Source organism: Microcoleus sp. B3-D7, assembly GCF_036705305.1.
In the GTDB taxonomy this organism is placed as follows: domain Bacteria; phylum Cyanobacteriota; class Cyanobacteriia; order Cyanobacteriales; family Microcoleaceae; genus Microcoleus.
Genome location: NZ_JAUBUE010000025.1, coordinates 1 through 13,628, shown reverse-complemented (window position 1 = coordinate 13,628; position 13,628 = coordinate 1). Strand labels below are relative to the sequence as shown.

The window sequence follows — 13,628 nt, the reverse complement described above, 5'->3', positions numbered from 1 at the left end:
TGGTAATAATGGTAGCGTTAGATTATCAATTGCTGAAGTGAGAGTTGATTTTATCCCAGAGAAACTCATCCATTTTTGCCTGATTATCAAAGAAGTATTCTTCGAGGTATGGCTCAATTTCCATTTGCCAAATATCTTGGATATCTTCAGCTAAGGTTTTTGTCAAAAAGAAGGAGATGCCTAGTTCATAGTGTTTGTTGTTAATTGCGCGATTGACATCTTGTAGAATGCTAGTTAATTTATCAACTGCAAAATCTGTTTTCTCTCTGTGGTGATACTGTCGCAGCACTTCATAGTTTGGATAGACGGGAATGAATGCGAAGCGGCGGCGGAGTGCGTTATCGACTAAGGCAATAGAACGGTCTGCTGTATTCATTGTGCCAATAATGCGGACATTTGTAGGGATTCTAAATAGTTTACCGCTGGCTAGTGTAATAAAGCGTCCTGTGTCTTGTCGGTTATCTAGGAGATACATTAACTCGCCAAAGACTTGAGAGAGATTTGCGCGATTAATTTCATCAATAATGAGAACACAAATGTCTTCACAGAGTTCGGCTTTTTCGCAGAATTCTAGGAATCTACCGGGAACTATTGAGTAGGTTAATTGTCCGTTTTGAGTTATTGGGCGGAGGCCTTCGATAAAGTCTTCGTAGGTGTAGGCGGGGTGAAATTGGATAATGTCTGAGAAACCGTCACCGCCGCCGATTAAGTGTTTGGCAAGTCTTTCTGCTATGAAGGTTTTTCCGGTTCCGGGTGGGCCTTGGATGATGGTTTGGCCTTTGCGGTTAATGGCGTGTATCCATCGGGTTAGTTCTGTTTCGTCAAAGCCAGTTTCTTCGGCACATTGGTTCAAAAGATATTCCGGTTGCAACTCTAGTATTTTAACATCGGTATCTATATTCTCAGCGCGGTTGCCGGTGATTTTGTCCTTGTAGGCAAGTCCCAGATTATATTGAGTCATTGCCCAATTTTCGGGAAAATCGGCACGGGTGTAGATTTCTAAAGCCAGTTGATAACAACTAATTGCCTCATCTATATTCTCAGCCCGGTTGCCGGTGATTTTGTCCATGTAGGCAAGTCCCAGATTATATTGAGTCATTGCCCAATTTTCGGGAAAAGCGGCACGGGTGTAGATTTCTAAAGCCAGTTGATAACAACTAATTGCCTCATCTATATTCTCAGCCCGGTTGCCGGTGATTTTGTCCATGTAGGCAAGTCCCAGATTATTTTGAGTCATTGCCCAATTTTCGGGAAAATAGGCAAGTCCCAGATTATTTTGAGTCCTTGCCCAATTTTCCCGAAAATGGGTACGGGTGTAGATTTCTAAAGCCAGTTGATAACAACTAATCGCCTCATCTATATTCTCAGCCCGGTTGCCGGTGATTTTGTCCTTGTAGGCAAGTCCCAGATTATTTTGAGTCATTGCCCAATCTTGGGGAAAATCGGCACGGGTGTAGACTTCTAAAGCCAGTTGATAACAACTAATCGCCTCATCTATATTCTCAGATCGGTTGCCGGTGATTTTGTCCTTGTAGGCAAGTCCCAGATTATTTTGAGTCCTTGCCCAATTTTCCCGAAAATGGGTACGGGTGTAGATTTCTAAAGCCAGTTGATAACAACTAATCGCCTCATCTATATTCTCAGCCCGGTTGCCGGTGATTTTGTCCTTGTAGGCAAGTCCCAGATTATTTTGAGTCATTGCCCAATCTTGGGGAAAATCGGCACGGGTGTAGACTTCTAAAGCCAGTTGATAACAACTAATCGCCTCATCTATATTCTCAGCCCGGTTGCCGGTGATTTTGGCCATGTAGGCACCTGCCAGATTATTTTGAGTCAGTGCCCAATTTCGGGGAAAATCGGCACGGGTGAGGATGGTTAAAGCTAATTCGTAACCAATAATCGCCATGTCTACCTGACTAGCCCTGTTGCCTAAAGGGAATAGCTGAAATAAATCACTGAAATTGACCAAATCTATTGCAACATTTCGAGCTTTTTCTGGTGCGGCTTGGGAGAGAATGTTGTGAACCCAATTGGGGTACATTGCAACTAAGGTACGATTGAGTTTATCTTGGTTAGCCTCCAGGATGGGATAGACGACTTTTTCATCACCATCACTGTCAGAGGTGGCTTGCCATAATTTACCCAATAAGGCAATATACTCTGCTGGGGATGCGGTCGATAATTTATCCACAATTTTTTATTTAACAGACTCCGTTCTTAAGATCCACAAGTACCTATAATTTTAAACTTAAAAATGTCAAAAAGCAAGTTTTAAAACAATTTGTGCTAACCCTTAATTATTGTCTTCTTCCTTTCAATAAAATTGACATAACTTACGCACTACGGGTCAAAAACCCGGTTTCTGTGTCAATATCTCTGGGCTCTATCCACAATTTTTCGGAGAAACGAGTTTTTTTTGCCGTCGTCCTAATTGATTAAATTATTGTAGCCGATCGCCCTTCCCGACACCAGATATCTGAGATGCGATCGCACCCACCATCATTACCCTCATCAATTGCCCTGCCAAACCAGTAACACTGGCAAAAGCTCTAACAACAGTTGCCGGAAAATTTAAACTTGTGTCGAAATTATCTAAACGTGCTATATTCAATTCCGTCAACCCTGAACTGTGCTTTCAGGTAATGCAAATTTATAAACGAGTCAACTGAATGCTCTCTACTTTCAAGAAATTAGCTTCAATTGCAATCATCTTTGCCGCCCTAAAACTTTTACTTAATTATCCAGTTTTCAGAGAGATAGAAAATTATATCGCAAATAGAGACCCAGCAAGTGCTACCTTAGACGCTGGAAATCTGCCGCAAAAACCCAGCAGCCCGCCTCCGGTAGTTCCCAAAAAATCACCCGAGCAAAAGTTTGATGTAGTAGTATATGGTGATGAAGTACCGGGGATATGTGCGGCGATATGGGCTAAGAAAACTTTAGGCGCAAAGGGCAAAGTTGCGATCGTGCGATCGAACTACGGAAGAGATCCTTTGGGCGGCTTACTCACCCGCGGCGGTTTAGCTTACATCGATTTAGATAAAATCCCCGGTTGGTATCGCCAACCCTACGCCCAATGTTTTAAGGAATTCTTAGATAAAGCCAATGCGCGCGAATCTTGCTTAGATCCAAAAAAGGCAGATCGAGCTCTCAGGCAAATGCTTTCAGCAGCAAAAGTCAGAGTTATTTCCAACTCAACTCTTACTCCCCACGTCGTAGATAAAAAAATTGAATATGCCGAAGTAAAAGGCAGCACTCTAAAAATTAAAGCCAACTCTTTTATTGACGTAACTCAAGACGCTGAATTGGCTAGAAAAGCCGGATTATCTTATTATACAGGATATGAATCTCAAAATATAAAATCCAAAAATGAAACTTTAGCTGTCTCTGTAGTTCCGAGAATTACAGGTATAACGATGTCCGAATTCCGCAGCATAGAAGATGAAATTCTCTATAATCGGTCTTTGGTAAAAAAGATCAAAGAAAGCATTATGAAATCTAAAGATCCGGCTAGTACAAAATTCTGGCTGAGGAATTTCTGGAGTACGATTTATCAGCCATATACAGACGGCTACGATATCAGAAGCGTAGCCATAGGCGCAGCGTATCACATAGACAGAAATCTGCCCTTTAGTCAAAATAAAGGATTCTTTTTTGATAAAGGCAATGTCTGCGTTTATAACAAAAATGTACTCTCCTGGAACGGTTTTTTGTTTAAATACCAAGTTCACCAAATCATGAAGATGGAAGCTAACGGCAGAAAACCGACTCCTGAAATGATTAAAGAAATGTCACATCTCCAACACTGGCTACAAAAAAAGTCTGGTAAAGATGTGAGAGTATTTATTCCAGACGAGATTTATATCAGGCATACTTTGAACGTTCGCGATGTGATAGATCCGCTGACGGGGAAGGAGATTATCAAAGGAGGAACAGTACCCGAAAAGTCGATCGGCAGTTTTTCCTACGATTTCGATATGCGGGGCGGAGTCAAGAATTTATCTACGAGAATTCCGCCGCTGCCAGTCTATAATTTCGGAATAGAAAGTGCTTTAGCTAGCAAAGTCAAGAATTTAGCCATTGTCGGGCGATCGTCCGGTTATGTGGGTATGGCTGTATCCGTCGGGCGAATTGCGACGGTGAATATTTATCAAGGACAAGGTGTGGGCGTGGCGGCTGCCTTGGCTAGCAAGTTCGGCGTACCTCTGAATTCGATTACTTCGGCTGAAACGAAAAAAACTCTGGAGACTTTAACGGGGAAAACTACGTATTTGTCGGGGAGAGATACGAGTTATGGGGTGGATTATAAGGAGGTGAAATAATCGAGGTATAGCAGTCGCCCGTGTTGCTATACGATGTTAAATCCCGCCTAGAAACTAGAAAATTTTGTTTGAGTTTGAGAACAAAAAACGCAATTCCTGGAGTTTGATAACTGTTATTCATTGCGATTCTTAATTATTGCAATTTGTTTTACCAGTAGGACTAAGGCAAAAAGAAAACCGATTTCTCTGCAAAATCGTGGCTTTCTCCCAGAGAATGCGGGTTTTAGATTAGGGATTTCTGTCAAATAAGATATTAAAAGGATTTAACCACTGAAGATGTCGAAACCTCATATTCGACGGCGCAAGATTCCCCAACTCTTAGATATCCTCTCGATCTTCGCTCTGCTGCTGCTCGTATTCTGTAATAATGTTCTGAATATCCTCTGCTGCAATATCGACTTGTTCGGATTTGGTGTAAAGGGTCAGCAAAATGATTCCCGTTGCTGTTTGGACGTAGTAAATTAAACGGTATCCACCACTTTTACCTTTTTGAGTGTCGCTATTTCGGACTCTCAACTTGAAGACTGCATAACCCACTCCAGCAATTCGATCTCCTGGCAGTTCTCCCCGTGTGAGTTGTTCGATAATGGGTTGAATATCATTGCGAATGCTGCGGTATTTTTTTGCAAGATTGCGTAAATTGCGATTGAAGGTTGGTGAAACTATAACTTGAATTAAGGGCAAGTCAGTCATTTTCAATTCCTTCCCACATTTGAGCAACCGAAATGGTTTGCCCAGTCATGGCTTCGTGCCAAGCTTGCCGAAAATCTTGTAGAAGCGCTGCTTTAGATTGGTCCTCTCCGTCAATTTCTGAGGGTTCTGAAATACTAAAATAATTAGCAGGAGGCATCTCTTGGATTTCTGCTGAGAAAACCTCTGGCAGATTATTTTGCGAAATGATTACCCCCTGACGTTGCTTTTGGCTTAGAAACTCTATAAAACTCGCAACTAATGCCAGATGTTCTGGAGAGAGTCGATCGAGCCATCGATCGATTTGATGTCGAAGTGCAGCTACATTCATAATGCCATCAAACCTTTTAATTTTACCTTCATTTTAACGTAAACCCGCCCCGCCTTGAATATCGCTCTTCCCTCTGCCTCTGACGCGGATGCGGTTCAAAACTCTTCTCCTCCCTTCTATGGCACAATCTTAAATAAGATCAAACTCTCAAGCCACCATGACCGCAAACCTACCCCCGCAATACGACCCCAAAGCCACCGAAGCGAAGTGGCAAAAATACTGGGAAGACAACCAAACCTTCAAAGCTGACCCAGAAGCCGGAGGCGAACCTTACTGCGTCGTCATCCCGCCGCCCAACGTCACCGGCAGTCTCCACATGGGACACGCTTTTGAAGAGACGCTGATTGATGTCCTCGTCCGCTATCACCGCATGACTGGACGCAATACCCTGTGGTTGCCGGGAACGGATCATGCTAGCATCGCAGTTCAAACTATTCTCGAAAAGCAACTCAAAGCAGAAGGCAAAACTCGCCACGATTTAGGTAGAGAAAAATTCTTGGAACGGGCCTGGGAGTGGAAAGCTGAATCGGGCAATACTATTACTAATCAATTACGCAGTTTGGGCGTGTCTGTCGATTGGTCGCGCGAACGCTTTACGATGGATGAAGGCTTATCCGCTGCGGTTTTAGAAGCGTTTGTCCGTCTGTACGATGAGGGGCTGATTTATCGCGGCAATTACTTGGTGAATTGGTGTCCGGCGAGTCAGTCTGCTGTGTCGGATTTGGAGGTTGATCAGCAGGAAGTTGACGGGCATTTGTGGCATTTCCGCTATCCTTTGACGGACGGTTCTGGTTATTTGGAGGTGGCGACGACTCGACCGGAAACGATGCTGGGCGATACTGGGGTGGCTGTGAATCCACAGGACGATCGCTACAAGCATCTTATCGGTAAAACTGTCACTTTGCCGATCGTGAATCGCGAAATCCCAATCATTGCTGATGAGTTTGTCGATCCGACTTTCGGAACTGGTTGTGTCAAGGTGACACCCGCCCACGATCCGAATGACTTCGAGATGGGTAAGCGTCACAATTTGCCGTTTATTAACATCATGAATAAGGACGGCACTTTAAATGAAAATGCCGCAGATTTCCAGGGACTAGACCGATTTGTTGCCCGGAAAAATGTGGTGCAGCGGTTAGAAACTGACGGTATTTTGGTTAAAATAGAAGATTACAAGCATACTGTTCCCTACAGCGAACGCGGCAAAGTTCCGGTCGAACCGTTGATATCTACGCAATGGTTTGTGAAGATAGATCCTCTTTCTCAACGCGCTTTAGAAGCATTAGATCAAAGTAACTCACCAGTCTTTGTTCCTGACAGATGGACAAAGGTTTATCGCGATTGGTTGGTGAAGCTAAAGGATTGGTGTATCTCCCGACAATTGTGGTGGGGACACCAAATTCCGGCTTGGTATGCTGTTAGCGAAACCCAAGGAGAAATTACTGATACAACACCTTTTATAGTTGCGAAAACTGAAGCTGAAGCTAAGGAAAAAGCTACGGCTAAATTTGGTAATGACGTGCAGCTAGCCAGAGATCCCGACGTATTGGATACTTGGTTTTCGTCGGGTTTGTGGCCTTTTTCAACTTTGGGATGGCCGGACAAAACTAAAGATTTGGAGTTTTACTATCCGACAACTACTTTGGTTACAGGTTTTGATATCATCTTTTTCTGGGTGGCTAGAATGACGATGATGGCAGGACATTTTACTGGAAAGATGCCTTTTGATACTGTTTACATTCACGGTTTGGTGTTGGATGAAAACGGTCAGAAAATGTCTAAGAGTAAAAACAACGGTATCGACCCGCTGCTGTTGATTGGCAAGTACGGTACTGATGCTTTGCGCTACACTTTGGTTAAGGAAGTGGTTGGGGCCGGTCAAAATATTCGCATGGAGTACGATCGCAAAACTGATGAATCGAAATCGGTGGAAGCTTCGCGGAACTTCACGAATAAGTTGTGGAATGCGGCCAGGTTTGTGATGATGAATTTGGAGGGACAGACGCCGCAGCAGTTGGGAAGTCCTTCTGTGGAAGCTGGTTTGGAATTGTGCGATCGGTGGATTCTGTCTCGCTATTATCAAGTTGTGCAAGAAAGCCGCAATTGTTTGGAAAATTACGGTTTGGGGGAAGCGGCGAAGGGACTTTATGAGTTTATTTGGGGCGATTTCTGTGACTGGTATATTGAGTTAGTCAAATCTCGCTTGCAACAGGATGCTGAACCAAATTCTAAGAAAGTGGCACAGCAAACTTTTGCTTTTGTGTTGGAGGGTATTCTGAAACTGCTGCATCCTTTTATGCCGCACATTACTGAGGAGATTTGGCACACTCTGACTCAAACAGGTGACGATCGATGTTTGGCTTTGCAAGCTTATCCTGAAGCTGATATCTCGCTAATTGATGCTGAATTAGAACAGCAGTTTGAGTTGTTGTTCGGTACAATTCGCACTATTCGCAATTTGCGGGCAGATGCTGATATCAAACCCAGTGTGAAGGTGACGGCGATTTTGCAAAGCGAAAGCGAGAAAGAACGCCAAATAATCTCAGATGGAGGTGTTTACATTCAGGATTTGGCAAAAGTCGAAAATCTGACAGTTACTGCTAGTTTGGATACAGATTTGGGACAGACAATTGCTGGGGTTGTAGGTACTGTGCAAGTATTGATTCCTCTGGCTGGGGTGGTGGATTTGGCGGCTTTGCGTGCTAAATTAGAAAAGAAGTTGAGCAAGGTGGAAGCTGAAATTAAGCATACTGCGGCGCGCTTGACTAATCAGAAGTTTGTGGATAAGGCTACTCCTGATGTGGTTCAGGGGGCGAGGGATGCTTTGGCGGAAGCCGAAAAACAGGCCGAGATTTTGCGCGATCGGCTAAAGGTGTTTTAATAGTTGACTGTTGAGTGTTGACTGCTAAGTTGAGGCGCATCTAAATTGTACAGTCAAGGTAGTATCGGTCTTCTATGGGAGTCACAATCCTCTCGATCCCCCCTAACCCCCCTTAAAAAGGGGGGGACAAAAGCGCTCAAAGTCCCCCTTCTTAAGGGGGATTTAGGGGGATCGAGTCTCGGCGACAAGCGAGATATACAAATAACTAATAACCAATAACTAATAACCAATAATTAATACCCAGTTACTAATTACCAATCACTAATTACCCTCATGTTATATTTAGCCCAAGTACAAAATCAGGAAATTTTAGGCGAGATAAGTCTGCAATTGCTGGCTTGCCAAAATGCTGAGGATACTTGGGCTATGCTTTTTGAAGAAACTGTCTTGACCCTACCGCCAGATTTTGCTCAAAATCCAATTAACTCTGCACCTAATGTTTTAAATGAAGGGATGCTAGTATTAGCAGATATTGGCGAAAATAACCAGGTTGTAAATATTCAAGCAGCTACAAACTGGGTACTGCAATTAGTAGAGAAATATTTAACAACAGGCTTTACTCCCGATTTTTTGCAGCAAGAAGCCCAGAAAGCAGAAGATTGGAGGCAATCTCTCACTTTGCAAAGTCAAGAATTGTCTCGCCGCTTGATTGAAGTTGAAGCCCGCCGAGAACAAATTCAAAATTTAGAAGCAAAACTCCAGCAGGAAAAGCAATTGTTGGAAAGTTCGATCGCCCAATTGCAAATTCCGCCAGCTACTCCACTAAGTTGACTTAAATTAACACACCAAACCTAGGGACACGGCACTAGCGCATCCCCACAAACCTCATATGCAATTTGCTGGACATCATATAATTTGTAACTTGACAAATACCCCTTACCCGTTGCCGAATCGCCAGCACAATTGCCTGTGGCTAAAGCACTTTTGACTTCATCCAAGCGGCGGGGAGACACAGCAATTTCTGAGAATTGCTAACATAAGCCCGCTTCTGGAAAACATCGTACTGATTGCGTTCGATCGCATTTAAGATCCTGCTGTACAGCATAGTAGCAGCCCAAACTGTCCAGCGGATATCGGGACTGAGCACTTTAATTCCGGGTTCGGCGCTGGCGTATAATTTGCGAGCTCGCTGAATTTGAAACCGCATCAATTCCCGCCAGCGGTTGTCAATTACACCGTTGAATAAATCTTCTTCGGTGTAGTTAAACAAGGCTAAGTCTTCTAAGGGTATGTAAATGCGGCCGCGGCGGGCGTCTTCTCCGACATCGCGCAGAATATTAGTCAACTGCTTGGCAATACCCAGGGCTATCGCTTCTTCTTTGGGAATTCTATTCCCCCAGTGCCAATTCCAGTTAGCAGCCGAGCTCGATTCGCCTACACCCATGACAGACATCGACATCAGCCCTACAGTACCCGCTACTCGATAACAGTAAAGATTGAGCTCTTCAAAAGTTTCGTAGCGGCTGCGGTACAAGTCCATTTGCTGGCCCGCAATCATCTCTCGAAACGGCTGAATGTCGATCGGGAAACGAGACAGCGTATCCACCAAAGCTACGTCGTAGTCATCGTGAGGATGGCCGGCAAACACAGATTCTAGGCGTTTTTCCCACAGATTGAGGGTTTCAGGAGTCGTTGCATCAGAACCCGGCCCGTCTACGAGTTCGTCGGTGCGGCGGCACCAGACGTAAATCGCCCAAATCGCCCGACGCTTGGCTTCGGGCATGAGTTGAGTGCCTAAATAAAAATTTTTGGCATAACTCGCCGTGACTTGGCGGCACAGTTCGTAAGAGTCATCCACAGAAGCCAGAGTTCTCATGCACTGGAGTTTTGACAGTTGCAGCATCCGAGAATAAGAAATTTAAAGATTAGAACTGATTTTCCCCCGTTTAGAAAACGGGAGATTTTTTACGTCTTTATGAAAAATTCTTAATTTTTCATTGGTTATTGGCCGTTGAAATAGCCTGCGCTGTCAGCTTACCAGAAAGCACGGCACCTTCCATACTCGCAAGATAACGCTGCATCGTATAATCCCCCGTTAGATAGAAATTGCTAATGGGAGTTGTTTGTGTGGGACGGCACTGCTGGCGTCCGGGAGTAGCTTTGTAGACGGAACGTGGGGTTTTGACTACGTGATATTTGAGCAGTTTGGCTGGTTCTGGGATTTGATCGGGAAAGAGTTTTTCTAACTCGACCATTGTGGCTGCGACGATATCTTCGTCTGATTTGCCTATCCAGTCTTTGGCCGGTGCTAAAACCAGTTCCAGCATGGATTTGTCTGGGTTGGCATATTCGCGGCAGGTGTTGCTCATGTCGGCGTAGACGCTCAGCAGGGGCGATCGCGAGAACAGCAAATGGTCGATGTCAGTTAATTTGCGATCGAACCACAAGTGTACATTAATGACGGGTACTCCCTCCAAGCCTTCGAGCTGTTTGAAATAATCCATTTCGCCCCAAGGTTTCGGCATCATCAGCTTCAGCGGGTCAACCGGCATCGCGGAAACGTAAATATCGGCCGTCAGAATTTCTGACTCTGCCCCTTTTACTCCCCGAATCTGGAAGCCGCGCACCGTGTTGTCATCGTTGAGCAAAAACTCCCCGATGGGGGCATTCAGCCGTACTTCACCGCCGCGCTCAGTTATGTAGTCTACCATCGGCTGACACAACCTCTCTGTGGGGGAACCGTCTAAAAAGGCCATTTTCGAGCCGTTTTTCTCTTGCAAGAAGCGGTTGAGGGCTGTCAGCAGTATGGTTGCAGATATTTCGTGGGGGTCGATGAAGTTGAGCGCCTTGGACATGGCGATGAATACTTCTTTTTCGACTCTGGGGGGGACGTTTTGCTTTTTCAGCCAGTCGGAAAACGAGTATTTGTCCATTGCTTCGACATAGTTTTGACCCTGAAGCATCGCCGGAATCAAACCGATGCCAAAGCGGATTTTTTCGGGCCAGGTGAGCATATCGTTGTTGCTCAAGATGGCTGCGACGCCGTTGAAGGGGGCCGGAAGGTCGGGAAAGTCAAAGCGGGAATAGGTTCCGGGGGTTTCCGGCTGATTGAAAATCATCGAGTGTTCTTTCCATTGCAGCCGGTCTTCAATGTCAAGTTCTTTGAAGAGTTGGAGCATATTCGGGTATGCGCCGAAGAAGATGTGGAGGCCGGTTTCGTACCAGTCGCCGTCTGCATCTTTCCAGGCGGCTACTTTGCCGCCGAGTACGTCCCGACTTTCTAGGAGGATGGGGGTGTGGCCCGCGTCGGTAAGATATTTAGCGCAGGAAAGTCCTGCTAAGCCTGCTCCGGCGATCGCAACTCGCATTTGATACTACTTGGCCTCTGTGTTCGCTTCGGTTTAATTATACTTTACAACTCGTTACATTTTTTGGGAAATCTGTAGGGACACGGCAGTGCTTGGAGGTGTCGGCTTAGCCCGAAAGTCCGCCAGGGACTGAAAGTCCCTGTCTCAAAGCAAACTGCGGGCAATATCGTTATTCAGCATTCAGCGATGTCCTGTTTGAAAAGACGCAATACTTCAGTATTAACGGAAATTTAGCAATTATTGCTATCATAAATTAAGAGCAAATTTTGATAAATTGCTTAAATTTATGGTACAAACAATTCAAGCTAGAAATGTCGCGTTGAACGATTTGGAAACCCAATTCAAAATTGAGTGGGTTGAGGATGACCAATTCTTTCGCGAGTGGCAAGATGATTTGCCAGAAATCAGCGATTATGAAAAAGAGCGGCTGGACAGAGTGAAGGCAAGTTACAGGAATTTGCTCAAACATCCGCCACTTCTAGAAAATACAGTCAAAATGGTTGTGCTGTCTCCGTTTTTGGATTTAGCTGATTTCTATCTTGCTCCTTTTCATGTTACTTCAGAAAAGTCTGTAGAAATTATTGACGAAGATGAAGGAGTGATTGTGAGGGGACAGTTGGATGTTTTGGCTTTGTTTAAGGAGTTTTGGGTAGTGGTGATCGAGTCCATGAAGGCTGCTTTTTCTTTGGAGGTCTGGATTCCGCAGCTACTAGCTTATATGTTAGCTAATCTGAGTGCCGATCGACCTACTTACGGATTGTTAATGAATGGCTCTAGTTTTTTATTTGTCAAGTTAGTTAAGCGGGAAACACCGCAGTACGCTTTTTCTCGCTGGTTTTCTATGTTCAATTCGGGGAATGATTTGTACAGTGTGCTGAGTATTTTGAAGCGCCTCGGTCAGTTGAATGTGGGCAATATAGTTTAGAAAGCGATCGCCCCCAGAAGAGCGCGATCGCTCAGAGACGCGGTTGTACTTCGTTTAAATAAAAAATCAACAATGAACTAATTAGAATCCCCAGTCTTATTTAGACAATTGTTCGCAGTGCCGCTAGCCCCCCAAGGTGTAGTGGGTAAAAATAATAGAAAAATCTTTTTTCGATAGCCGTTGGTTTTTGGTCTTTAGAGGTATCGTAGTATGTCAGAACTAGCGGTGTGAATATGGCGAAAATTTGAATCCAGCTTTTGCAACTAATTGCATATCCGATATTTGCTATAGTCCAGCGGAACCACCAAAGGCGAGATCCTCCTCCTTTCCACCTAATCATCAATAGCGGGCAAGCCACTGCATACCAGCCGTAACTCACTCCTAAAATTTGAGCAGTTACTAGACCTGTGCATAAAACTGCAATTTTGCGATCGAAGCGTCGGATGTAGCTCAAAGTTAGTGCTGCTACGGCAAAGCTAAACATGATGTTTAACTGTAAATTGCCAAAAAGTAACATATGAGGTATTTGAGAAAGTACTCCAAATAATATCAGTCGAGTAATTAGAGGATTTTTGTCCCCCGGTCGTTTCCAATTTTGAGCAAACACCCAACTAAACAACGGAAAACTGAGGCGACCGACGATCCGCATGGGCTCTGCTTCAAGCATAAATCCGATGTGGTCTATTAGCATTAGAACGGCTGCCAACCATTTAATTTGATTTTGATTCATACAATTTATCCTCAAATTATGTTATTAAAACTTTGTTGATTGTACTAATTAGTAAATACTTGTTAAAAGTTTAGACAAAATATCTACCAACTTTCGTTTTGTCTGTATCTTTTATATGCTATAAAGTGCAGTTTGGCGAGGGTTTTTTAAATATAGATATTTTGTAGTTTATCAATACTCCGGACAGTTTTTCAAGAGGGATGCGATGGCTTCGGCAAGCAACGCTTACGAAATAAATCACAGAAGCGAAAAAAATGAGTGCAATCTGAACCCCAAATGAACAGAAAAAAAGGCGCTCTTTTAGGTTAAGCTATAAAAACACACAAGCTTAACAGATTGCCTTATGAAGATTATTGAATCCATCTTACAACAAATGCCAGGGATTAGTCAACCCCAAAAGAAGTTTTTAATCACTTTATTCTCAACTATTTTACTGAGCTA

The 13,628-nt window shown here is 44.1% G+C and carries 11 protein-coding genes; 4 read left to right on the top strand and 7 right to left on the bottom strand.

Features of this window, described 5'->3' with window-relative positions:
• Positions 1 to 25: 25 nt before the first annotated feature.
• Together QUB25_RS17385 and QUB25_RS17380 are read right to left on the bottom strand one after the other, a co-directional pair.
• Positions 26 to 2,191 carry an AAA family ATPase gene (locus QUB25_RS17385; RefSeq protein WP_333184575.1) on the bottom strand — a complete coding sequence of 722 codons (2,166 nt, stop codon included), beginning with the start codon at positions 2,189 to 2,191 and terminating at the stop codon, positions 26 to 28.
• Between the two features lie 249 nt (positions 2,192 to 2,440).
• The gene (locus QUB25_RS17380; RefSeq protein WP_333184572.1) at positions 2,441 to 2,611 is read right to left on the bottom strand and encodes a hypothetical protein; all 171 of its coding nucleotides are present in this window, start codon (positions 2,609 to 2,611) and stop codon (positions 2,441 to 2,443) included.
• A gap of 58 nt (positions 2,612 to 2,669) precedes the next feature.
• On the opposite strand from QUB25_RS17380, the gene QUB25_RS17375 reads away from it, so the two are divergent.
• Positions 2,670 to 4,322 carry an FAD-dependent oxidoreductase gene (locus tag QUB25_RS17375; protein ID WP_333184569.1) on the top strand — a complete coding sequence of 551 codons (1,653 nt, stop codon included), beginning with the start codon at positions 2,670 to 2,672 and terminating at the stop codon, positions 4,320 to 4,322.
• A gap of 318 nt (positions 4,323 to 4,640) precedes the next feature.
• Here QUB25_RS17375 and QUB25_RS17370 read toward each other — a convergent pair whose 3' ends face one another.
• Both QUB25_RS17370 and QUB25_RS17365 read right to left on the bottom strand, forming a co-directional pair.
• Positions 4,641 to 5,015 carry a type II toxin-antitoxin system RelE/ParE family toxin gene (locus QUB25_RS17370; RefSeq protein ID WP_333184568.1) on the bottom strand — a complete coding sequence of 125 codons (375 nt, stop codon included), beginning with the start codon at positions 5,013 to 5,015 and terminating at the stop codon, positions 4,641 to 4,643.
• Positions 5,008 to 5,343, bottom strand: coding sequence for a hypothetical protein (locus tag QUB25_RS17365; RefSeq protein ID WP_333184564.1), 336 nt, complete (start codon positions 5,341 to 5,343; stop codon positions 5,008 to 5,010). The genes QUB25_RS17370 and QUB25_RS17365 overlap by 8 nt, the downstream gene beginning before the upstream one ends.
• 157 nt (positions 5,344 to 5,500) lie before the next feature.
• On the opposite strand from QUB25_RS17365, the gene QUB25_RS17360 reads away from it, so the two are divergent.
• Entirely contained in the window at positions 5,501 to 8,224 is a 2,724-nt protein-coding gene (locus QUB25_RS17360; RefSeq protein ID WP_333184561.1) for a valine--tRNA ligase, read from the top strand.
• A 273-nt stretch (positions 8,225 to 8,497) separates the two neighbouring features.
• Complete coding sequence (locus QUB25_RS17355) at positions 8,498 to 8,995, top strand: hypothetical protein (protein ID WP_333184559.1); 498 nt, start codon at positions 8,498 to 8,500, stop codon at positions 8,993 to 8,995.
• A gap of 142 nt (positions 8,996 to 9,137) precedes the next feature.
• Here QUB25_RS17355 and crtB read toward each other — a convergent pair whose 3' ends face one another.
• The gene (gene crtB / locus QUB25_RS17350) at positions 9,138 to 10,067 is read right to left on the bottom strand and encodes a 15-cis-phytoene synthase CrtB (RefSeq protein ID WP_333060155.1); all 930 of its coding nucleotides are present in this window, start codon (positions 10,065 to 10,067) and stop codon (positions 9,138 to 9,140) included.
• 91 nt (positions 10,068 to 10,158) lie between these two features.
• The gene (gene pds / locus QUB25_RS17345) at positions 10,159 to 11,532 is read right to left on the bottom strand and encodes a 15-cis-phytoene desaturase (protein ID WP_333154319.1); all 1,374 of its coding nucleotides are present in this window, start codon (positions 11,530 to 11,532) and stop codon (positions 10,159 to 10,161) included.
• Between the two features lie 286 nt (positions 11,533 to 11,818).
• On the opposite strand from pds, the gene QUB25_RS17340 reads away from it, so the two are divergent.
• Entirely contained in the window at positions 11,819 to 12,457 is a 639-nt protein-coding gene (locus QUB25_RS17340) for a restriction endonuclease subunit R (RefSeq protein WP_333184555.1), read from the top strand.
• Positions 12,458 to 12,557: 100 nt separating this feature from the next.
• On the opposite strand, the gene QUB25_RS17335 is transcribed toward QUB25_RS17340, so the two are convergent.
• Complete coding sequence (locus QUB25_RS17335) at positions 12,558 to 13,187, bottom strand: TraX family protein (protein ID WP_333184552.1); 630 nt, start codon at positions 13,185 to 13,187, stop codon at positions 12,558 to 12,560.
• Positions 13,188 to 13,628 lie beyond the last annotated feature (441 nt).

What these genes read in the sequence shown, in the direction of transcription:
- QUB25_RS17375 (WP_333184569.1), top strand. Translation starts at nt 2,670, where the DNA reads ATGCTCTCTACTTTCAAGAAATTAGCTTCAATTGCAATCATCTTTGCC.
- QUB25_RS17370 (WP_333184568.1), bottom strand. Translation starts at nt 5,015, where the DNA reads ATGACTGACTTGCCCTTAATTCAAGTTATAGTTTCACCAACCTTCAAT.
- QUB25_RS17365 (WP_333184564.1), bottom strand. Translation starts at nt 5,343, where the DNA reads ATGAATGTAGCTGCACTTCGACATCAAATCGATCGATGGCTCGATCGA.
- QUB25_RS17360 (WP_333184561.1), top strand. Translation starts at nt 5,501, where the DNA reads ATGACCGCAAACCTACCCCCGCAATACGACCCCAAAGCCACCGAAGCG.
- QUB25_RS17355 (WP_333184559.1), top strand. Translation starts at nt 8,498, where the DNA reads ATGTTATATTTAGCCCAAGTACAAAATCAGGAAATTTTAGGCGAGATA.
- crtB (WP_333060155.1), bottom strand. Translation starts at nt 10,067, where the DNA reads ATGCTGCAACTGTCAAAACTCCAGTGCATGAGAACTCTGGCTTCTGTG.
- pds (WP_333154319.1), bottom strand. Translation starts at nt 11,532, where the DNA reads ATGCGAGTTGCGATCGCCGGAGCAGGCTTAGCAGGACTTTCCTGCGCT.
- QUB25_RS17340 (WP_333184555.1), top strand. Translation starts at nt 11,819, where the DNA reads ATGGTACAAACAATTCAAGCTAGAAATGTCGCGTTGAACGATTTGGAA.
- QUB25_RS17335 (WP_333184552.1), bottom strand. Translation starts at nt 13,187, where the DNA reads ATGAATCAAAATCAAATTAAATGGTTGGCAGCCGTTCTAATGCTAATA.